This window comes from Psychrobium sp. MM17-31, assembly GCF_022347785.1.
GTDB lineage: Bacteria > Pseudomonadota > Gammaproteobacteria > Enterobacterales > Psychrobiaceae > Psychrobium.
The window spans coordinates 15567-37395 of the sequence record NZ_JAKRGA010000006.1 but is presented as its reverse complement, the minus strand read 5'-3'; the positions used below and the strand labels follow the sequence as shown (position 1 = coordinate 37395).

Annotated in this window: 20 protein-coding genes; 7 read left to right on the top strand and 13 right to left on the bottom strand. The window is 44.5% G+C overall.

The features are described 5' to 3' along the window. Positions 1-20 precede the first annotated feature (20 nt). The 5 genes from MHM98_RS16645 to MHM98_RS16625 form a co-directional block, all read right to left on the bottom strand. Positions 21-974, bottom strand: a complete 954-nt coding sequence (locus tag MHM98_RS16645) for a bifunctional precorrin-2 dehydrogenase/sirohydrochlorin ferrochelatase (protein ID WP_239440496.1) — start codon at positions 972-974, stop codon at positions 21-23. Beyond that, positions 934-1785, bottom strand: a complete 852-nt coding sequence (gene cobA, locus MHM98_RS16640; protein ID WP_239440495.1) for a uroporphyrinogen-III C-methyltransferase — start codon at positions 1783-1785, stop codon at positions 934-936. The genes MHM98_RS16645 and cobA overlap by 41 nt, the downstream gene beginning before the upstream one ends. Positions 1786-1947: 162 nt before the next feature. Beyond that, positions 1948-2421 carry a DUF494 family protein gene (locus tag MHM98_RS16635; protein WP_239440494.1) on the bottom strand — a complete coding sequence of 158 codons (474 nt, stop codon included), beginning with the start codon at positions 2419-2421 and terminating at the stop codon, positions 1948-1950. Continuing rightward, complete coding sequence (dprA, locus tag MHM98_RS16630) at positions 2421-3533, bottom strand: DNA-processing protein DprA (protein ID WP_239440493.1); 1113 nt, start codon at positions 3531-3533, stop codon at positions 2421-2423. The genes MHM98_RS16635 and dprA overlap by 1 nt, the downstream gene beginning before the upstream one ends. A gap of 49 nt (positions 3534-3582) precedes the next feature. Further along, positions 3583-4659 (bottom strand): LysM peptidoglycan-binding domain-containing protein, encoded by a 1077-nt coding sequence (locus MHM98_RS16625; protein ID WP_239440492.1) that lies wholly within the window; start codon positions 4657-4659, stop codon positions 3583-3585. 196 nt (positions 4660-4855) lie between these two features. Here MHM98_RS16625 and def point away from each other — a divergent pair, with 196 nt between their 5' ends. The 4 genes from def to trkA are packed head-to-tail and all read left to right on the top strand — an operon-like array spanning position 4856 to position 9043. Beyond that, on the top strand, positions 4856-5362 hold the full coding sequence (gene def, locus MHM98_RS16620; protein ID WP_239440491.1) for a peptide deformylase: 507 nt from the start codon (positions 4856-4858) through the stop codon (positions 5360-5362). 10 nt (positions 5363-5372) lie between these two features. Then, positions 5373-6314, top strand: coding sequence for a methionyl-tRNA formyltransferase (gene fmt / locus MHM98_RS16615; protein WP_239440490.1), 942 nt, complete (start codon positions 5373-5375; stop codon positions 6312-6314). Then, positions 6311-7603 (top strand): 16S rRNA (cytosine(967)-C(5))-methyltransferase RsmB, encoded by a 1293-nt coding sequence (rsmB, locus tag MHM98_RS16610; RefSeq protein ID WP_239440489.1) that lies wholly within the window; start codon positions 6311-6313, stop codon positions 7601-7603. Before fmt ends, rsmB begins: the two co-directional genes overlap by 4 nt. A gap of 12 nt (positions 7604-7615) precedes the next feature. After that, positions 7616-9043: a Trk system potassium transporter TrkA gene (trkA, locus tag MHM98_RS16605; protein ID WP_239440488.1), complete on the top strand. Its 1428-nt coding sequence runs from the start codon at positions 7616-7618 to the stop codon at positions 9041-9043. Here the strand turns inward: trkA and MHM98_RS16600 are convergent. Genes MHM98_RS16600 through MHM98_RS16590 form a run of 3 tightly spaced genes read right to left on the bottom strand, consistent with a single transcriptional unit; the run spans position 9024 to position 11671 of the window. After that, positions 9024-9677, bottom strand: a complete 654-nt coding sequence (locus MHM98_RS16600) for a DUF2982 domain-containing protein (protein WP_239440487.1) — start codon at positions 9675-9677, stop codon at positions 9024-9026. The two genes, trkA and MHM98_RS16600, sit on opposite strands and share 20 nt — an antisense overlap. A 3-nt stretch (positions 9678-9680) precedes the next feature. Beyond that, positions 9681-10214, bottom strand: coding sequence for a menaquinone-dependent protoporphyrinogen IX dehydrogenase (hemG, locus tag MHM98_RS16595; protein ID WP_239440486.1), 534 nt, complete (start codon positions 10212-10214; stop codon positions 9681-9683). Beyond that, entirely contained in the window at positions 10214-11671 is a 1458-nt protein-coding gene (locus MHM98_RS16590; RefSeq protein WP_239440485.1) for a TrkH family potassium uptake protein, read from the bottom strand. Before MHM98_RS16590 ends, hemG begins: the two co-directional genes overlap by 1 nt. Positions 11672-11871: 200 nt before the next feature. On the opposite strand from MHM98_RS16590, the gene MHM98_RS16585 reads away from it, so the two are divergent. Further along, positions 11872-13008 carry an alpha/beta hydrolase-fold protein gene (locus MHM98_RS16585; RefSeq protein ID WP_239440484.1) on the top strand — a complete coding sequence of 379 codons (1137 nt, stop codon included), beginning with the start codon at positions 11872-11874 and terminating at the stop codon, positions 13006-13008. Between the two features lie 20 nt (positions 13009-13028). On the opposite strand, the gene MHM98_RS16580 is transcribed toward MHM98_RS16585, so the two are convergent. Further along, positions 13029-15023, bottom strand: a complete 1995-nt coding sequence (locus MHM98_RS16580) for a winged helix-turn-helix domain-containing protein (protein ID WP_239440483.1) — start codon at positions 15021-15023, stop codon at positions 13029-13031. Next, positions 15020-16135 (bottom strand): hypothetical protein, encoded by a 1116-nt coding sequence (locus tag MHM98_RS16575; RefSeq protein WP_239440482.1) that lies wholly within the window; start codon positions 16133-16135, stop codon positions 15020-15022. The genes MHM98_RS16580 and MHM98_RS16575 overlap by 4 nt, the downstream gene beginning before the upstream one ends. Positions 16136-16216: 81 nt before the next feature. Here MHM98_RS16575 and MHM98_RS16570 point away from each other — a divergent pair, with 81 nt between their 5' ends. Continuing rightward, positions 16217-17101, top strand: coding sequence for an MBL fold metallo-hydrolase (locus MHM98_RS16570; protein ID WP_239440481.1), 885 nt, complete (start codon positions 16217-16219; stop codon positions 17099-17101). Here MHM98_RS16570 and MHM98_RS16565 read toward each other — a convergent pair. Then, positions 17085-18011: an alpha/beta fold hydrolase gene (locus MHM98_RS16565; protein WP_239440480.1), complete on the bottom strand. Its 927-nt coding sequence runs from the start codon at positions 18009-18011 to the stop codon at positions 17085-17087. The two genes, MHM98_RS16570 and MHM98_RS16565, sit on opposite strands and share 17 nt — an antisense overlap. Before the next feature lie 41 nt (positions 18012-18052). Between MHM98_RS16565 and MHM98_RS16560 the strand changes: the two genes are divergently transcribed. Beyond that, positions 18053-18916, top strand: coding sequence for an alpha/beta hydrolase (locus tag MHM98_RS16560; protein ID WP_239440479.1), 864 nt, complete (start codon positions 18053-18055; stop codon positions 18914-18916). Here MHM98_RS16560 and MHM98_RS16555 read toward each other — a convergent pair. Next, positions 18899-20887: a DUF3488 and transglutaminase-like domain-containing protein gene (locus tag MHM98_RS16555; RefSeq protein ID WP_239440478.1), complete on the bottom strand. Its 1989-nt coding sequence runs from the start codon at positions 20885-20887 to the stop codon at positions 18899-18901. The two genes, MHM98_RS16560 and MHM98_RS16555, sit on opposite strands and share 18 nt — an antisense overlap. Continuing rightward, positions 20880-21785, bottom strand: a complete 906-nt coding sequence (locus tag MHM98_RS16550; protein WP_239440477.1) for a DUF58 domain-containing protein — start codon at positions 21783-21785, stop codon at positions 20880-20882. The genes MHM98_RS16555 and MHM98_RS16550 overlap by 8 nt, the downstream gene beginning before the upstream one ends. Positions 21786-21829 lie beyond the last annotated feature (44 nt).

The window sequence follows — 21829 nt, the reverse complement described above, 5'->3', positions numbered from 1 at the left end:
CGCCTACTTTAGCGCCATATTTAACCAATTGATAGCGCGGAATTAAAACGCCTAATCAGATAATCGCTTTCAAAATGTAGGCAAAGCTCAACAAACTCATCGACGGGCTTGGTCGTTAGAATGCAAACTCGCTGATTGTCCGCCAATAGATCACCAACTTGATTTAACGGTTCATTGGCATCCAAATTCGCCACATTGGCGTCTCGGCGCACTAGCTCTACCACTTGCCCATCGATATCGTTGTCGAGTAATGCAATATCCGATTGCTGCATATGACGCAAAGCACCTAGTGACAACATTTGAGCATCATTTGTTACTTGCACCACATAAAGCTCGCCATCGACAGTTTGCGTTGCCTGCTCTTCGCGAAACAAGCGATTAAACAGCCCTTCAAGTTTTCCGACACTATCGCTATCGCCAGCTGAAAAGAAACGTTCCCAAAAGCGGCGGCGTTTGTTGCCATCAGTAAAGGCATCTTTAATTATCTGACGTTTACTTCCCGAAAAATCAGCTATTTTTCCTAAGTTTAGCGGAATTAAACTTTCTAAACGCTCACGCCAATAGCGCACTAATACGGGCGCTTTACCTTCACTGCTAATGGCATACACCATGGGACTGCGATCGATAATAGATGGGGTAATAAAGTGACAAAGTTCTTGTGAATCAACCACATTGGCCATTACATTAAGCGCTTTTGCACACCGACTGATTTGCGCATTGAGTGCTTCGTTAGCCGTTGCCACAAATACCAATTGGCGCCCTTCGAGCATGGACTCATCAAAAAAGCCATCGATATGAGTTACGCGGCCACTTTTAACAAACTCTTGAATTTCCGAGGATAAATCCGGAGAAACGACGCTAACACAAGCCTCACTTTTCAATAACAGCTCAATTTTTCGAGTAGCTACTTCGCCGCCACCAACCACTAAAACATTAAGCTGCTGTGTATCGACGAAAATCGGAAAATATTGCATCGGTATTCTCTGTAGCTTGCAGGTAGCCGTTGTTGTTAATGTTTTCTTCATCAAACTGGGCAACAACATCGCCAATAACGATTAAAGACGGCGGCTTAATGTCATGTTGTTTTACTAACTCAGGCAATGTTGTCAGCGTACCGCGAATGGTTCGCTGCTCAGGGCGTGTGCCCTTTTCAATAATAGCCGCTGGTGTATGAGGATTGCGGCCATGTTCAATCAGTTGCTGCCTAATGATAGGTAAGGTATTAATTCCCATATAGAAAACAATAGTCTGCGTATCAACACTTAGCGCCGGCCACGGTAAATCTAAACGTCCTTCGGTCTGTAGGTGCCCAGTGATAAAGCTACAACCTTGCGCAACACCGCGATGCGTTAAAGGAATGCCAGCATAAGCGGCACACGATGAAGCCGCCGTCATACCAGGTACAACGTGACAGCTCACTCCCTCAGCGAGCAAATGAAGCGCTTCTTCGCCACCGCGACCAAAAATGAAAGGGTCGCCGCCTTTTAAGCGCAATACGCGTTTACCTAACTTGGCTTGCTCTGCCAATAGCTCATTGATTTTGTCTTGTGTTAATCGATGATCGGCTTGCTTTTTACCAACGTAAATCAGCTCACAGTCGTCACTGAGCAATGCCATAATTTCGGCGCTCACTAAGCGATCATAAACAGCTACTTCAGCACGCTCGATAAAACGCAGTGCTTTAATAGTCAATAGCTCTGGATCACCAGGTCCAGCGCCAACAAGTGCCACCTCGCCTTTTGCGAATACACTTTTACTATCAATTTTGTCTATTAGTGTGCTCATTTGCTTATAACTCGATCATCGTAATAGCAAAAAGTTTATACCCCCAAGGAATAACGAACAACGAATTTAAACTTATTAGTTATAACAAACTCGCCATAGCACAAAAAAACCGCTGTATACCAATGGTATAACAGCGGTTTTTTTAAACAAATTAGCAGACAATTAATGCATGGTGCCACCAGCTTCATCAAACATCAGTCCTTCTAACTGAGTAAAAGCGGCTTGTTGATCGGGTAAATTAAACAGCACCATTAAGACAACCCATTTTAAATCATCTACCGAAAACGATTTACTTTCAATTTGTGTCGCACGTTCAATAACCATCTCACGGGTTTCAGCACTGAGCACACCAATCTTTTCGAGAAAATAAATAAAGCCACGGCAGTCTTGATCTAGCTTGACGCACTCGCTGTCAGTAAAAATGCGAACTGAATGAACAGGTTGCTGTGATAGTGCCGAATAATCTAGCCTTTCTTGCATATCGGCTAGCCCTTCAATCCACGCTAGCGCCTTAAATACGGCGTCTTTCTGAAAGCCCGCATCCGATAATTCATCAGTGAGGATCTTATTTTCCATCATCACATCCATCTCGCTATGAACATAGTTCTCAAATAAATACATTAGACATTCAAACATTAAGCTTCCCCCTGAATACGAATATAGCCGCCAGATTCAGCACTGACCCAGCCGGATAATTCAAGCATTAGAAGACGCTCAAGTACTTGCTCTACCGTCATTTCGCAACGCTGCGCAATAACGTCAACCGCGGTTACTTCATAGCCGACATTCGCCAATACAATATCGTCTGCGGTTGGAGAGTTTAAAGTTGTTTGATTGTTGTCATCTGAAATTTCAGCACTTACATTGTTGTCCCGAATAAGGGTGTAGTGAGAAAGCTCTTCTAAGATATCGGCCACGCCAGTGATAAGTTTAGCGCCTTGTGAAATTAATTTGTGGCATCCCGCCACTTTTGGGTTATTGATAGAACCAGGTACTGCAAACACCTCTCTGTTTTGCTCGGTGGCGAGTCGCGCCGTAATAAGTGAGCCACTTTTATCTGCTGCCTCGACCACCACAACACCAAGCGACAAGCCGCTAACAATGCGATTGCGCCTTGGAAATTGCACTGCTTTTGGCGTAATCTCTGGCCAAAACTCGGAAAGAAGCAATCCCGAGTTAGCAACTTCCTTTGCTAAGGTCGTATGAGACTTTGGATAAATAGTATTTAAACCACAGCCCATGACAGCGATAGTTGCTCCGCCACCAAGCAGCGCGCCTTTATGGGCAAAACCATCGATACCAGCCGCCAAACCGCTGGTTACGCAAATGCCTTGTTTAGCTAAATCACTTGCTAGACGCTTGGCGGTTTCTTTACCTGAAATAGTCGCAGTTCTGCTACCAACAATGGCAACTTGCGGTGCGTGAAGTAAGCCCTGATTGCCTTCACAAAACAGCAGCATCGGAGGTGAGGATATTTCTTTTAATAAGGTAGGATAATCATCGTCATAGTAACTAATGACGCTGCGATTGACTGCTTGAGACAGCCAATCTTCTATCGTTTGCAGTTTATCGATGGGAGGATTTTGCAGCAAAGTTATTTGCTGAGGGTTAAAGCCCAAATCAACTAATTCAGGCTCCGACAAAGCAAATAGTGAAAAAGGATCACGCCCCCGCAAGCGCTGTTCAAGGCGATAAACACCCAGCTGCGGCAAGAGATCTAATGTGAGGACCTGATGTAGACGTTGCATTCATTCTCCTTATGACGCCTAAAAGGAGAATGATTAATTTAAGATACAACTATGGATTAATTAATTCATCACCTAATCTAACAGGACGTTTGATATCGATAATTAAAGCATAGCTCAAATTTGAAAAGCTTCTGAAAACCATCACTTTGCCACGATAAACATTAGGCAATTTTTGAGTTTCGTCATCAACGAAGTACGCCTTAATGCGGTCATAAGAGCGGTAGTTTGCCGGATCGCGTACTACACCATCTGAATCTACAAACTGAATTTTTCCAGGTTGATAAGCACTAAATACATTACCTTGTTTAATACCTTGCTCACTGCCGCCGTCAATAATAACCACGTTGTGTAAACCCGACTCGCGATACAGCTTTGCAGAGCCAATTACCTCAGACGCTAGATCAGCTGGTGCCGCTTCCGGCATAAAGTAAGCTGGGAAATCATCTTCTGGCAACGGCATGATCACCGCACCATTACTCACTTGAGATTTAACGCTAGTTAGTTGCAGTTGGCTGATATCTGCCGATTCAACGGCGACACCAGTGGCGATAAGGTTTAGCTCTAAGCCAAGAGTTTGATTAGTTTTAGGCGATGAAAAAACGCGGCCTCGAGAATAAAGTCCATATTTAGCGTCTTTCACAAGCTTCTGATTAACGAACACAATATCAGTATTTTTATAGAAAACACTATTGCGCTCCGCACCTACTAACACAGGTAAATCGTCATACTCTCCCAAGGTAACAACTTGGTGTTCAGTCAAATGCTGCTGAATATCTTTTAGTGGAATAGTCGGAATAGGATTAACTTTTCGCGATTTACGGCCGTGGCGAGTCATTTTCAACTTAGGTTTGCCCCGCTCTACAACAAGACGTGGTTTGCCATCCACCATAACTAAATTGAGTACATCTCCGGGATAAATCCAATGAGGATCAGCAATCTGCTTATTCATGCCCCATAATTCTGGCCAACGCCAAGGAGTAGATAAGAACTTTGATGAAATATCCCACAGCGTATCGCCTTTCACTACCACATAGCGCTTGGGAGAATCTGCTTTAACCTTCAATTCGTCTGCATTTGCCCAGCTTGTTGTTACAACAAGCAGACACAAAATTATCACTCGCCACATAGCTTGATCCTTGCGTAAACTCTTGGGATAAAAATAAAAACATTTTGATTTAATCAAATTGCAACAACGATCTCAAATTAACCTTTGCTCCACAACAATAAAACTGTCAAAGCGCTGTTGAAATGTTTAAAATACCAACATAACACAGATTAATAGCGGACCTAACCCTAGATCGCTAGGATAAACGAGAAAAATTATGGCAGTCCTTACAGTTTTAAGATTCCCAGACAAAAGATTACGCACAGTTGCTGAGCCTGTTGCAGAAGTTACTAGCGAAACGCAAAAAATCATCGATGACATGCTAGAAACCATGTACGACGAGAAAGGCGTAGGCTTAGCCGCAACGCAAGTCGACATTCACCAACGCATCGTAGTAATGGATTGTTCAGAAGATCAAGACACGCCAATCATTATGGTGAACCCAGAAATCATCGCCCGCGAAGGCTCAATGATGAATGAAGAAGGCTGTTTATCTGTACCAGGCGTTTACGCTAGCGTAGAGCGCGCCGAAAAAGTAACGGTTCGCGCCCTAGATCGCGATGGCAAAGAGTTTGAATTCGACGCAGAAGAACTACTGGCGATTTGTGTGCAACACGAGCTAGATCATCTGCTAGGCAAGGTATTCGTTGATTACCTGTCGCCACTTAAGCGCAACCGCATCACTAAGAAATTAGAAAAAGAAGCTAAACTACTCGCTAAATAAGGATACAAGTTTGCAACCATTGCGAATTATATTTGCTGGCACTCCAGATTTCGCCGCAAAACACCTAGCCGCTTTAATTGAATCGCCACATGAAATTGTGGCGGTTTACACGAAAGAAGACACACCATCGGGTCGTGGTAAGAAACTACAAGCTAGTGCTGTAAAACAACTTGCACTAGAGCACGAGCTACCTGTTGTCCAACCTAAATCACTGCGCAATGAAAATGCACAGACAGAATTGGCTACCTTTAATGCAGATCTGATGGTAGTTGTCGCTTACGGTCTTATCCTGCCACAAGAAGTGTTAGACACACCGCGACTTGGTTGTATCAATGTTCACGGTTCGCTATTGCCGAAATGGCGTGGCGCAGCGCCCATTCAACGTGCTGTTTGGGCGGGTGACAAACAAAGTGGCGTTACTATTATGCAAATGGACAAAGGTCTAGATACTGGCGCCATGCTATATAAAGCAAGTTTAGATATTGATGCCCAAGAAACCAGTGCTACGCTTTATGAGCGTTTAGCCGAGTTAGGACCTAGCGCCTTAGTTGAAGCAATAGATTTGCTTAGTGAAGGCAAACTAACAGCAGAAGCTCAAGATGACGAACAAGCTACCTATGCCCATAAGTTGTCGAAAGATGAAGCTAAGATAGATTGGAATGACAGTGCAGCACATATCGAGCGCTGTGTTCGCGCCTTTAATCCGTGGCCAGTATCTTTTTTCCAAGTAGCTGATCTCAATGTTAAAGTTTGGCAAGCTACAGCGGACTTAACGCCTGTTAGTCAAGCTGCTGGTACTATCATTAACGCCGATAAGAAAGGCATTGTAGTGGCGACTGGTGAAGGCACTATCACCTTATTGAACCTGCAATTCCCAGGTAAAAAAGCGATGGCGATTAACGATATTCTCAATAGCCGCAAAGCATTATTTGAAGTAGGCAGCCAACTATGAACTTACGTGCCCTAGCAGCACAAACGGTTGCCGCCGTACTCGAACGTGGCGAGTCTCTCGCCACAGCATTACCAGCAGCTCAATCGCAAATTGACAACCCCAAAAATAAAGCACTACTGCAAGAGCTTTGTTATGGAGTAATGCGTGAGTTAACTCAGCTAGAGTATTTTGTTAACACCTTGATGGATAAACCATTAAAAGGTAAGCAACGCATTGTTCATCACCTGCTTATCGTCGGTGCTTATCAGCTTTTACACACTCGCATTCCAGCACATGCGGCGCTTGGGGAAACCGTTGCTGCGGTAGATGATATTCAGCGTCCGAAATTCAAGAGTTTGGTCAATGGTGTGCTGCGTAATCTGCAACGCCAGAGTGAAGAACTGCGCGAGAACATGCCAACCAAAGGCCCTATTACCTTTAACCACCCGAAATGGTTAATCAAACGTGCTACGGCTGCTTATCCAAAACAATGGCAACAAATTCTCAAGGCTAACAATGAACGTTCACCGATGTGGCTGCGTAACAACAGTGCAATGCAAAGTCGTGACCAGTATCTTGCTCAACTAGCTGAGTTAGAAATTGAGGCTACCGCAGGCGCAATTGGTGATAACAGCATTTTGTTAGCCAATCCTGTGCCAGTAACCGCCTTACCAGATTTTGATAAAGGCGCTAGCTCGGTACAAGATATTGCCGCCCAACAAGCGGCTGAATTACTTGATGCCCAAGCAGGCGAACGCATTTTAGATGCCTGTGCAGCACCAGGTGGAAAAACTTGCCATATACTTGAATTGGCAAAAGATATTGAAGTTACAGCCTTAGATTGCGATCAAAAACGTTTAGATCGCGTTGCCCAAAATCTAGAGCGCATCGGCCTTGAAGCTACGCTAATTTGTGGTGACGGCACGGCGCCAGAAACTTGGTGGGACGGCAAAGAATTCGACCGCATATTACTCGATGCCCCTTGTTCAGCAACAGGTGTAATTCGCCGCAACCCCGATATTAAATGGCTGCGTCGCGACAGCGATATTGAGCAATTAGTCGAACTTCAACAACAAATCTTCGATGCGAGCTGGAAACTACTAAAATCAGGCGGTACGCTTGTTTATGCTACTTGCTCTATTCTCCCTAATGAAAATAGCCAGCAAGTTGCTAGGTTTCTAGAGCGTCATCAAGATGCTAAATTAATTCCATTACATCAAGGCGATACGCCACAAACGCCAGGATGGCAACTGCTGCCCGGCGACAATAATAGTGATGGTTTTTACTACGCTAAACTACAAAAACAATAAAAGGTCAGTCGCGTGAAAATAATTATCTTAGGCGCAGGACAAGTAGGCGGTAGCCTCGCAGAAAACCTAGTCGGTGAAGACAGCGATATCACCATTGTCGACAGCGACCGCGCGGCACTTGCCGAGCTCAAAGATAAATTAGACTTACGCGCCGTTCACGGCCATGCATCACACCCACAGGTGTTGTTAGATGCGGGTGCCGACGACGCCGATCTCGTCATTGCAGTAACCAACTCTGACGAAATCAACATGGCCGCGTGCCATGTTGCTTACTCTTTGTATAAAGTACCTACTAAAATCGCCCGTATTCGCAACGACGATTATCTACGTGTTGCTAAACATCTCTTTCACTCCAAGAAAGCCTGTTTTAAAGACGATAAGAAGCTGGAGAAAAAAGATCCTGCGGCAGGTTTTGTTATCGACGAGCTTATCTCGCCAGAAACCTTGGTAACTGGCTACATTCGCCGCCTTGTAGATTACCCCGGTGCATTACAGGTACTACAGTTCGCCAACAAAAAAGTCAGCCTAGTTGCGGTACGTGCCTACTACGGCGGCCCCTTGGTTGGTCACGCGCTTTCTGCACTGCGGGAGCATATGCCTAATATCGACGCCCGTGTAGCTGCCATCTTCCGTCAAGGTCGTCCAGTAAGGCCGCAAGGTACCACCATTATCGAAGCAGATGACGAGGTATTCTTTGTTGCGGCTACAGGCCACATTCGCGCGGTAATGGGTGAGCTACAAAAGCTCGAAAATCACTATAAACGAATAATGATTGTCGGTGGTGGTAATATCGGTGCAGGGCTTGCTAAGCAGCTTGAAGAAAGCCATCAGGTTAAGCTTATCGAGCGCAATCAGAAACGCGCCGAAGCCCTATCACAAGAGCTGACCGACGCGACGGTGTTTGTTGGTGATGGCGCCGATCACGAACTACTGAGCGAAGAACACATCGAGCAAACCGACTTATTCATCGCCGTAACCAATGACGATGAAGCAAATATCATGTCGTCGATGCTCGCAAAACGCATGGGGGCGAAAAAAGTCATGGTGCTTATTCAGCGTAGTGTTTACGCTGATTTAATGGAAGATACCAACATTGATATCACCATTTCACCGCAACAAATCACGATTTCAGCGCTGCTTTCTCACGTAAGACGCGGTGATATTAGTAACGTATATTCACTACGCCGTGGCGCGGCAGAAGCCATCGAAGCCATCGCTAACGGTGATTCCATGACATCGAAGGTTGTTGGTCGTCGCATCATGGATATTAAATTGCCGCCGGGGGCTACTATAGGTGCAATAGTGCGTGATAATGATGTGCTCATTGCTCATGACAAAACCGAAATCAAAACAGGCGATCACGTTATTCTGTTTTTAATCGATAAAAAACACATCGGCGATATTGAGCGCCTGTTCTCACCTAGCGCATTTTTCTTATAGTATTCATTTGGTTAACCACTTCATCGACGGCTTCATTAAAGCCGCTAAATGGAATAAATAAGTGGGCACCGTAGTGTTTTTCCAATAAAACCATTTGATGAAAAAATGGTGCTAATGGCCCAACGACCTGAAAGCCGGATGGCATCTTAAACGGTGCCAAATCAATTTGCGCCTCCTCAGCTGTTAAATCTCCTTGTGAAATAGCCAATGCCAGAATATCGCGATGCTCATGAATAATACGGCTAGCTAAGCGTGGCGAGACATTATCGATTAGCTTTTCTAAATCAATGATTTTTACACCAATATAGTGAATTTCTTTTTGTTGCAGTTGATAATAGAAACGAGGAATGTGGATGCGACTGATATTTTCCCAATCAAGATTCCACTGGCCATAACGATGAAAGTAGCGCAGGTGTTGCTGAGTTAGCTCTAAGCTAACAGACGGCTCAAAATGTTTAGCAATGCCAATAAAAAACAGTGAAACAGCCGCCAAACACACCAAACCAAATTGCAGTGACAATGATGGCCACCACAACTGCCCCAAGATAGCCAAAACCAGTAAAGCGACACCCGCCACCATAAAAAACTGCTTATAGTTAGGTGCCGGTGACTTTATCCGCAGTGGCAGCTTCATAAACTAGTCGTGATTTTCCAACAACGAATCAGCGAACTCGTCCACTTTTTGCCAATCGGTGTATTCGATATCCTTGCTGGTATCGGTTTCGCCACCCGTTATTTTCATGATTAAACGGATCATAAACTTGTCGAAAAAACCGTAACGACTATAGAGTAAAGCCCCCGCAAACACTGCAAGACTATGCGGCTGCCACGGCGACAAACTCATAAACTTCTTCATATAGGCATTGGTTTGCGGCGTGTTTTTCTCCGGTTTTCTAGCGGTTAAATTAACGCAGAAAAAACCGTTTTTTACTTGCTCAAGCTGCGCTTGATGCTTGTTTATAAACTGATAGAGCGCCTTGTTTAGATGGCCGTAACGGATTGAAGCCCCGATAATTACCTGACTGTAATCACTGCAATTTATCGCATCTGCCTCCGCCAACGACATCAATTTAGTTTCCTGACCACCTTGCGCCATACGCTGCGCCATGCGCTGACATATCTTTAGTGTTTGGCCATCGTGAGTTGAGTAAATTAGAGCAATAATCGACATTAGTTTTTCCAGAATACCGGCGTAAATAAGACAAGTAAGGTAAAGATTTCAAGACGGCCAAACAGCATAGCAATCACCAAAATCCATTTCGCAGCATCATTGATATCGCCATAATGCGCCGCGACCTCACCCAAGCCTGGGCCTAAGTTGTTTAATGATGCAGCGGTCGCACTAAACGCCGTAATATCATCGAGGCCGGTGAATAGCAGCGCTAGCATACAGATTACAAACACCAGCGCATAAGCGGCAAAGAAGCCCCACACTGCATCAACCACCCGATCTGGCAATGCCTTGCTACCCAAGCGAATTGCATAAACTGCCCGCGGATGCACCAAGCGCTTTAATTCACGTGCGCCTTGTAAAAACAGTAATACCACGCGAATAACCTTCATGCCACCACCAGTAGAACCAGCACACCCCCCCATAAATGATGCGAAGATTAGTAATAGCGGTAAGAATAACGGCCAGCCGCTAAAGCTTTGGGTACCAAATCCTGCGGTGGTTGACACAGATACCGCTTGGAATAAAGCATGATCGAATGCTTCGTCGACTGAGTTATAGATATTTTCGCGGTACAACACGGTAAATACGATAACCACCAGCGCCAACTGAAATAGGAAAAATAGGCGCATCTCAGGATCTTTAAAATACGAGCGCAGCATTTGTTTGGGACGAATAATCGCGGCGTAGTGAAGGCTAAAGTTAACGGCTGATATTAATAAAAATATTACACAAATCAGATTGATAAGTGATGAATCGAAATAACCAATACTAGCGTCATGGGTTGAGAAACCACCGATGGCAATGGTGGAGAAGCTATGACAAATAGCATCAAATGGCGTCATGCCCGCCGCCCAATACGCCAAGCTACAAAGCGTGGTCAAGGCAACATAGATATACCACAGCGCCTTAGCGGTTTCGGCAATCCGCGGTGTCATCTTGGAATCTTTTACGGGTCCCGGTGTTTCCGCGCGGTACAGCTGCATGCCACCAACGCCAAGCATTGGCAGTACAGCTACCGCCAATACGATTATCCCCATACCACCAAGCCACTGCAGCAGATGACGATAAAACAAAATCGCTTTTGGTAAATTATCTAACCCAGTGATAACAGTTGCGCCCGTCGTGGTCAGGGCAGAAAAAGACTCAAAGACACTGTCGGTTAAGCTCATGTCGGGCTTATCTGACAATAAGAAAGGAACCGCACCCACGCTGCCTAGCGCAAGCCAAAACATCACAACGACAACGAATCCGTCACGTACCTTGAGTTCGCGCTTATGCTCGCGGTTCGGATACCAACAAAACAAGCCGATGATGACACAAACCACAAAAGATTCGACAAAAGCAACACCACCACCATCGTCGTAATAAGCTGCAATTAACGCAGGAACCAACAAAGTGGTACTGAAAATGGTGATTAATAGACCAAGAATTCGAATCAGGGAGCGTGTTTGCATAAGTTCGAGGCTGTGTTGTTTAGTCAATGGTTATTAGCGCTAATGTATCATAGCTTAGAAATGAAGAATATCGCTTTGTTTCAGCTCAACTATTTTGACTTTTCATCATAAAAACATCAGCTTTTACTCATAGAAAAATCAATCAATTATCCAATTCTCTGGTTGTAATGTCGCGACAACAAAAACCACAAGGAACTCTCATGTTTTTATCCATGATTAACAGACTAGCCAGCATATTTGCACTTAGCTTATTACTCGCGAGCCATGCAACCGCTGAACATCAACTCAAACAGCATAAAATAGCGAGCAAATTCAGCAAACAAGCTATCGAATTGCGCGTTCACCTGCCGCAAGATTACGACGAAAAACAGCAATACATTCCGCTGTATACCACAGCAGGTGACAGACGATTAAAGAGTATGTTGGAACAAATCGATTGGATGAGCCACGTCAGTTTTGGTCCAATTCCGAAGATGATCGTTATTCAATTGCCCTATATTCCCGCACCGAACGAAGTGCCCATGAAAGACGTGCAAGCATCTGGCAACAATACAGCGATCACCATCGATGTTCTCGAACAAGAGATTCTGCCGCTGGTAAAGAAACACTATTCAATTTTGCCATTTAGCATTCTTGAAGGCTATTCCACTAATGCTAACTTGCCGCTAAATATCATGGCAGATGCACCGCAGCTGTTTAATGCCTATATCAGCATCAATCCAGCATGGGTCTTAGATAAGAACAATGTTATGACGAGACTTAAAAAACAACTGACCAGCGACCAGTTAAAATATCGTTCCGCTTATGTGTCCTTAGGTAGCTTCCATCAAAATAACGCGGCTTTTTCCGAATTTAAGCACCTAAGTGAGCAGGTAGATACCAAGTTGTCACTAACCTTAGACAAGCAAAGTGATATTAATTATTACACCGCGCCAATGGTGCTCTTTCCCAAGGCCTTAGAATTAGTCTTTAGTGATCGCAATCCAAAAGACTTGTCAGCGCTGGCCAAAGGCGGAATTGCAGCAGTGGATAGCTACTATCAGCAACTTGCTAAAAAATACGGCTACTCACTATCGCCAATTAACACTCTGCACGATCTCAGCGATTATTACGCTCAACACAACCAGCCTAAAAAACAAGTCCAAACCTTAAAACACATCCTCAAACTAAAGCCAGACAATGTGTTTTATCGGATTATGTTGGCAAACGTGTTTTTCGATAACAAACAACAAGCGCAATATCAGCACTACATCGACGAGGCATTAGCGCTGGCGAAAGCCGCTAACAATGAAGAGGCGATAGAGTATATTCAGCACATTATCAGCGAAAAAAGCTAATACTAATTATGTAGCTATAGCTAGTCTAAGAGCGCAAAATCTCGAATATTGCGCTTAAAGGCATCACTTAAAAAACGCCCAGTTTTTGGATCGACGTCCGTCATTAACAGGGTGTTTTCATCATAGTGACCAACACGTTTAATGGTTAACAAATCAGACGATAAGCGCCACACATTTTGCTGCTTATCTTGAAAATAAATACCGCTGTCAGTGCCAATGATAAAACGCCATTGCAGCTTCATATCTTTGGTTAATGCGATTGGTTCTGCGACGTATAAAGTGCCTTTTAAATCTATGTGCCGTAAATAACCATCGGTGCTATTGGTCAGATAATGCTGATCGCCGATACGCTGTGCCCACTGCGTATCAGTTTTCATGACTTTTCGAGTGCTTCCCGTGGTTAAGTTAATTTCCATTAACCACTGTTCATTATCTACTAATCCACTTAACAACGCCGTCGGCGCAGAACCCTCAAACCATTGATAAACTCTTAGTGGTTTTGCCGTTAAATTAACGCGCTGAGCTTGCTTTCCTACGACTTTGCTCCAAAGCTCGTCACCAGCAACAAATACCAATGAATTACCCTGTGGACTCCATGCATAAGACGACACATCGGACTGACTATTAGTCAACTGCTGAGTTTGTTGCGTCGATTGCAGCCATAATTGGACGCCGCCATTGCGATCTGAGAGTAAACTCATATCTTGGTGTTGTGGCCGAAAGCGAGCATCAAAATCTCGATAAATCGAGCGCGCTATTGATTGAACGCTTTTCTGCGAGTTTAAGAGCTGGGCCGAATGAACATCCCAATCTTCACGCCCTAACTCGACAATGAGTCGGTCATCATAATTTATAACAGCAAATAACTTATCTCTACTCGGAATAGCGATAGTGGATTCTTCGTTTCCAACTTCAAAGATCTTCAAGCGCTGCTCAGCGGCAATAATCACTTTTGATGGTGTGTGCCACCTAACATTTGACGATGAAAGCTCCTTGCTAAGCGGCCATTGTTGTAACACCTTAAACTCGTTATCTTCAAGTTGTCCAACCGTGAGATAAGGCTGAGTTTCATCGGCGCTAATAATGGCTAGCTTGCCGCTTTGTGGTTCAATCGCCAAACTATTCAATTTACCTAGCTCAAGCGCAATATCACGCATAGTACCTTGCGATAAATCATGACGTTGTAATGAGATTTTGCCTTGATAATCACGATAAATCGTCAATACTTGCGCCGCATTCAGCGCATTTGGCGTTGTCATAAAGCCGCGCTTACAAGGGATCAACGTTTCTACACTTAGCGAGTCAAGGGTGAGCTTGGCAACTTCACTGCACTTGATTGCTCCATTCAAACGCAAGCGACTAAACAATAACGCATTATTGTAATGATCAAATGACAAGCCGCCTTCAATCCATAACTCTCGTGCTAATACTTCTGAGCTGCCATCACTAAGATTTTGACGGACAATGCTTAATTGGCGAGGGTTATCCCCTTGAATATAAATCAATTTACCATCAACAATTACGCCGCCATATTGCGCCTCATCGGCACTGGTAAGCATCTTCAGTTGTTTTATTTTCGGCGTACTGTCAGGTGATTGCTGAGTCGGCGGTTTCAATAAACCAAAGGCCAGCGCCAAAATCGCGATAACAATCAATGAGTAACTTTTAAAACGGCTATTCGTGGCAACACTCGCCACCGGATTCTTATTAACCTTAGCCACCAAGCTATAACCGAGTTTAGGATGAGTTTTGATGACCGATTGCGACTTAGCATCGTCGGCAAAAACCTTGCGCAACTGAGCGATACACCGCTGCAAAGCATTCGGTGCAACGACAACTTCTCCCCACACAGCATCGAGTATTTTCTGCTGCGTAACCACATCCCCATTGGCTTCGACTAGTACCTTAAGTACCGCCATCGCCTTTGGCTCAACCGATTTGATATCTTTACCGAAAACGACTTCGCCACGTTGCCAATCGACGCGATGCCCTGCTATCCACTGAACGGTTTTCACTGGCTAGCCTCTTCTTTTAACAGCAAAATACGCGCTTCAAAATAATCAGGAAAATGGCGATAAGTATTAATGTAATCACCCCAGTTATAGAAATAACCTCCCAAATAATCCAGCTGATACTGGTTGTTTTCAAACGCTCCCCCCGTATCAGCCAGCACCACCAAACGATGCTGATTATTGTGGCTTAGCATAATAAGCTTGCCCAATCCCAAGTGCGCTAAATCCCCTGCCACTGTCACTAACGGCTTAATAGGAATCTTGTAACTGGCGTCTTTACCATATCCCAATACACTTTGGGTTTTCTTGAAATACCAATAGCGACCTTGCTGCTCTTTCTTGAGGTTGCGATCATAAGCAATACCATTATTACGGTGCACATTAAAAAAGTGCTTTGGATTACCCGCCGCATCTTCGATCATCACAGTGCCCTGCATCAAGGTATCTTCTAAATCACTTCGAGATAACCACACCATAGGCTCTGCTAATTCTTTTTTATCTAATACACCAGACAAGACTTGCTGCTTGGTGTATTGATAACGGGTAATGTGGTCTTTTTTAGCGTCCGCCTGTTCTAGCGTTAATGACGCCTCATCATGGGGAATTTGATACAGCGCATGCGGTGTCGACTCAGACTGAGTAGCACTGCCCTTGGCTTTCTTAATGTAATACTTAGTTAATAGTAAATGACCGTCTGGAATATTCTGCAACAAAGGTTTTTGATGGGAAAACTTAGCCACCTGCTGCTGATCTGGTAGCCAACGAACCATCTCAAAATGACGGTTGATGAAGTTGATATTATGTAAACGAGATTGTCGCCCCGCTTTCTTATCTTGCTGATTTACTTTACAAATAAAAGCTAGTGTTGCCTTTACGCGCGCTAAATCACCACCGAACTGCTGGCTAATTCCTGCGTGATTAGCATGGCCGTCATAAGCCTTGCCCTTATCGAGATAATTAATAGTGCCAGAGGCGACATCACATAGGTCGTCACTACTTAACGGCGTCATTGCTCCTGAAAGCGCTTTGTTTTCAATAGTGAAATTGCTTGCTTTAGCCACCAATGGATGACTGACAATTAAAAACAGGCTAGCGGTTAACAACTTGAGATTCATACGGTTACATTTATTTGATTTACGTTCTGCAGCTAGTATGTCAAAGTGACTAAAAAGAACCAACCAATAAGCGTATCGATAATGAAATTAACAACATTATTAAGTGCAAGTTTGTTATGGGGAAGCTCATTGGCGATTGCCGATGAACACAAAAGCCCATTAACGGTCACTCCTGTTGCTAAGCAACTGCACGTTATTTATGGTCAAGGCGGTAATATCGCTGTAAGCCATGGCAAGGACGGTTTATATATCATTGATGATCAATTTGCTCGTTTGTCAGACGAGATCAAAAAAGCCTTGGGCAACATTCAAACCAATCGCGCCGAGTTTGTAGTAAGCACTCATCATCACGGCGACCACACCGGCGGTAACGAAAACTTTGCCAATGATGGCAGTCATATTATCGCTCATCACAACGTGTATAAAAGGCTTGAACACAAGCACGGTAAAAACTCTAAGTTCTTACCTGTACTTAGCTTTGGTCACGACATGACACTGCACTTTAACGATGAGAAAGCCAACCTAAAGCACTATCCTCACGCCCATACCGATGGCGATTCAGTTATCTTTTTCACTAAGGCGAATGCGGTACATCTTGGCGATATTTACTTTAACCTCGGTGGATTGCCTTTTGTCGATGTCGATAGTGGCGGTAGTTTAAGTGGCGTAATCGATGCAGTCGCCGATATATTGAAACAGGTAGACAACCAAACCATCATTATCCCCGGGCACGGCCAAGTTACTAATAAACAAGACTTAAAAAAGTATCTCAAACTACTAAAACGAGCTCGTAGTTTAATGGTTGAGGCGATGAGCGATGGTAAAACCATGGAGCAAGTCGTCACAATGCGTCCGCTAGCACCACTGAAGCTCAAATACAGCAGCTGGCTGCCAGAGGAGCGCACCACTAAGTTATTTTATCGTAGCTTAAGTAACAAACACACTGCGACTAAGCATCATCATTAAAAGAGAGAAATTGTCGCACCTTGGCAATAACTGGGGTGCGATAGTCTTCTAACTCAAAAAACAATTCATGACGCGCGCCGTCTACTGCCATTTTTTCGATCAGTTCAGGATTCATATTGGCAACAAATTCATTTTGCGCCTCATTGTCGACGATGGTTTCTGCACCAGCTTGCAATAATAAGGTCGGAATAGTGATCTTTGGCGCATCAGCAATACAAGCTTTACAGGCAATAAGTGACGTCTGGAGCCAATGGTAAGTGGGCGAGCCTAATTGCAGTTGCGGATTATCATCATAGATCTGACGAAAATTAGAATAACGTGCTTCGTCTTGCGTTAATTCGTTCTCTTCAAACGCTGCGTTGTCATACGGCTTGCCACCAAGCACATAGCTCGATTCCCGCTGCAATAACTTATCCGCCATTAATGCCGCATTGGCGATCTGTTCCACCACAAATTGTGGCGCAGGCAATAAAATACCGTGCATTGGGCTGGCTAAGATCAGGCGCTCAATTTGATGTACTTTTGTCTGCACGTAACGAGTAGCGATTGTTGCCCCCATCGAATGTCCGAGCAAAATGTGATGAGTATGCTTGTTTGGCAACACCACGTCATCGATGTACTTTGCTAAATCTTCGACGTAATAAGAAAATTCTTCAACATGACCTTTGTGATGATTATCCAACAACCGCTGCGACAAGCCTTGTCCACGGTGATCTAGCATATAAACACTGTAACCAAGTTGATAGAATTCATTAATAAGTGACTGATATTTTAAATAACTTTCAGTACGCCCGTTCACCATAATCATCGCAGGTGACGCGCCTTCTTGCACCATGGCACAATAGTGAATTTCGATATTGTTAGTGCCTTGGAGCGTACTTTGTTGTAAATTCCCTAACCAGTGACTCATTGTTTTTCCAACTAATTTTTGAATAGGTATGATGCCAGAACATGGATACTAGCGACAAGTACAACGCCGTAGAAGAGCAAATTTGTGCAACCACCAACATTCCCTTCATCCAGTTTTCACAAGGCGACATGCCCTGCCTATTTATTCATGCCAACGGCTACCCTAGCGCCTGTTATAAGCCCTTGTTAGAACAACTACAAGGTTATGATGTATTAGCGCCACTTAGTCGTCCGTGTTGGGATGACAGCGACCCATGGCAAAACAATCAATGGCCGGTACTCGCCGCCGATCTTGTAAAGTTCGCGCGCGCCCACCAGCAAAATCAACCTTTCCATTGCGTCTGTCATTCAATGGGCGCTATTGTGTTATTAATGGCAATTGAGCAAGCACCTGAATTATTTGGAAAAATAGTATTTATCGATCCAATATTCTTACCCACTCCACTTGTAAAACTCGCAAATTGGCTACCCAATAAATTTACCCGCAAAACTAAGATGATAACCAAAACTCTTGGCAGGCCAGATACTTGGGACAGCCTACAACAAGCCTTTGATTTTCATCGCAGTAAGCGAGCCTATCGCGCATTGCCCGATCCAGCGTTATGGCAATATATTGTTGGCGGCACCAAAGCCGTGGGTGAACAATGGCAATTGAAATACAGTAAGCATTGGGAGGCGTGGTTCTATCAACACCCTCCTTATGCGTGGCCAATGCTACGCAAGCTCGACAAACCATTTTTAGGACTGCGTGCCGAGAAGTCTGAATTCTTAACGCCTAAGTCATGGCAAAAATGGCAAAAAATAAAACCCCATGACACCTATATTGAATTTCAGGGCCAACATCACTTATTACCGATGGAAGCACCGCGCGACGTGGCCCATGCCATCTTAGATTTTCTTGAGTAGTCGATTCAATAGCTGCTTGGCGCACTTTACATCATCCGCCCTAGCAGCTGATTGAGTGCGGTAATTTACCCGATTGTAAAACGCCGTAAATTCCTTAATTTCTTTTGATAACTCAGGATGTTGCGCACAGATAACCGCTTCAAACTCGCTGGCAGTGTGATGATTTTCTCGCACCACACCCCGTCGAGCCATCTGTTTGATCAGCGATTGATACACGGCTTCAAATTTGTCCTGCATCGTAGGCCGCTGCCAGCGAAAACCACTTTGCCACCACAGTAATAAACCTATTGCTGCCATCAGAAATAGCGTGAAAGCGACAATTCGCAAACCTGTTAGTTTTCCTAGAATCATTTGCAGCAGCTGCATTTGTTTTTCATTGTTATATTCAACAACCCAACGGCTCCAATAAAACTCAATATCCGCTAAGGTTAAACGCAAACTATTGAGCCATGGGTTTTCCTTGTAGCGCACCAAACTAAAGGCATTACCACCTAAAAAGGGTTGGGCGGTTTCATTGTCGAGACTCGAAATTACTCGCTCAGGCGCTATGCTCGCCGTTGGATCGACGCGAGTCCAACCAGCGCCTTCAATCCAAATTTCGCTCCAAGCATGAGCATCATATTGATATACATTGAGATATTTAACTTCTTCATTCCACTCTCCTCCTTTATAGCCCGTCACTACACGCGCTGGAATGCCCGCATAGCGCATCATCAAGGTAAAGGCACTGCTGTAGTGAGAACAAAAGCCACGCTGCGTTGAAAACAAGAATTCATCGACACTATTTTCTCCGAGCAACGGCGGCTCTAAAGTGTAATAAAATGGCTGCTGGTTGAAGTGTCGCAATACCGATTCAGCAAACTTAAGATCAGAGGCAAATAGCGGCCTTTGCTGTGCAACCCAAGCTTTAGTTTGTAAATTACTTTGCTCTGGTAACTGGAGATTACGTGCTCGCTCTGCTTTGGGCAGTGCCAGCTTGCTGGCGAGTTGCGGATAACTCACCACGTTATAAGCCGTTGTAGAAGCCAAAGGCGTCGCAGACTTTAACGTTAAGTCCGCCATTTGTTTAACATCGTTATCGCGACTTGTCGCGACATTCAAACCAAACAACCAATGTTGATTGCTCGACTTAGCAATAATTCGATAGCTAATACTTGGCTCACTGCTCAGATCAGGCCAAGTTACCTCATCTTCATAAGGCTGCCAGCGCGAACGTCGCTCTCGTTGCTGCCACGCTCGGCCATCAAAGCGATCTAACACCAGAGCACGCCAATAGCGATCTCGCTCAGGCACAGGCTCGCCGTCGAAAGTTACGCTAAACGCCAATTTAGAGCTACCACGTAAACTAGCAATATCCCCCGGCGACATATTGTCAGATAATCCCGTTGTTGCACCGCCAGCCATGGTAACCGACCACAGCGGCCCGAGCTGCGGCATTATCAAAAACAAACTGATAGTCATTGGCAACGACAACGCAGCAATTTTACCCGCCATCTTCATTTGCTGATGCCATTTCATTTGCGGCGCGTGCAGTGCCACCAAAATACTCAACTGCAACACCACCAGCACGGCAGCAACTAGGGTAGTCGCCAGCGATTCGCTGTAAATAAAGGTTACAGCAATAGTAATAAGGCCAACTAAGACCAATACAAATACATCGCGCTTTTGCCGTAACTCAATAAATTTCAAACCATAAGCAAGCAGCAATAGATTGACCATATTTTCCATCATGCCGCTGCCAAGGCTAGAGACAATTAACATCGCCACCGCAGAGATGGTTAAGCCATGATGAGCAAGGCGATTAAACACGCTGACCTTGCCGATAACATAAAGCCAGCGCCAGCCAATGGCGACACCACTAAACAGCAGAATCCACCACGGCGTATGTTCAAACAACATCAGCAGGCTAATAAAATAGGCGGCCATCATCCACACGATAATATGACGATTGACCAACCACGAACTATTCATAATCAGCTCCGTTAACGCCATAGGTCGCAAGCATGGTAAGCGCATCCAATCGGTGTTGATTGCCGTGGCCAATAGCCAGTTTTTGCGCGCCTAGTAATAAGCCAAACGGTTGGCTTAAGCTGGAAAAGTAATTAACTAAATACGCCAAATAACTCAATTTCAGTTCTATATTTTGGCCATCGATATCCGCAATATCTAACCATTGTGGCTCACCTAAGGTCTGTTCAAACTGCTTAGTTAACATACCCTTACCCTGTGCCAGCTGTTTCCACGCCACACGTTTCAAAGATTCACCTTCACGATATGGTTCAAGTCCTGAAAAGCTGTCGCCACTGGTCGTGCGTTTAGAATCATAAGCACCATCGCTTTGTTCAATCGCCGATAATTGCTCGGCATAAGGTAGCGACTCAGGAAACACAATAAGACGTTGCTCAAACTCTAAATTAGACCAAGCTCGAAAAATTCCTAGCGGATAATGACTGGCGACTATTAAGCGTGGCAATTGATGAACACCGCGCTTTTTTTCGTGCAACGTCAAGGCAACATTGGTTTGATGGCCAACTAATGGCACCGATTGCAATGGTTGGCGCTGATAACAAAAATCTATCGCGTGTTTATCTTGCTCACTGCTTAGATGACATTCGACACTAACCAGCTGCCCCGCTGTGTATTCTTGTCGTAATACAGGCTTTATTTGCAGTCCTGCCATATTTTGATAGCAAAACAGCATGGTGGTAACAAATAGCGAAAAACAGAAACTGCTTAAAATAATGACCAAGTTATTCTGATAGTTAACGCCCAAGATAAACAATAAGATATTGAGCACGAGGAATACGACACCAAACTTGCTCGGCAAAATAAAGATATTACGACGATGCAAGGTTACCTGTGATTGCACGGGTATCCGCCTTTTCAACCATTTGAGCCACCGCTGCTGAAATA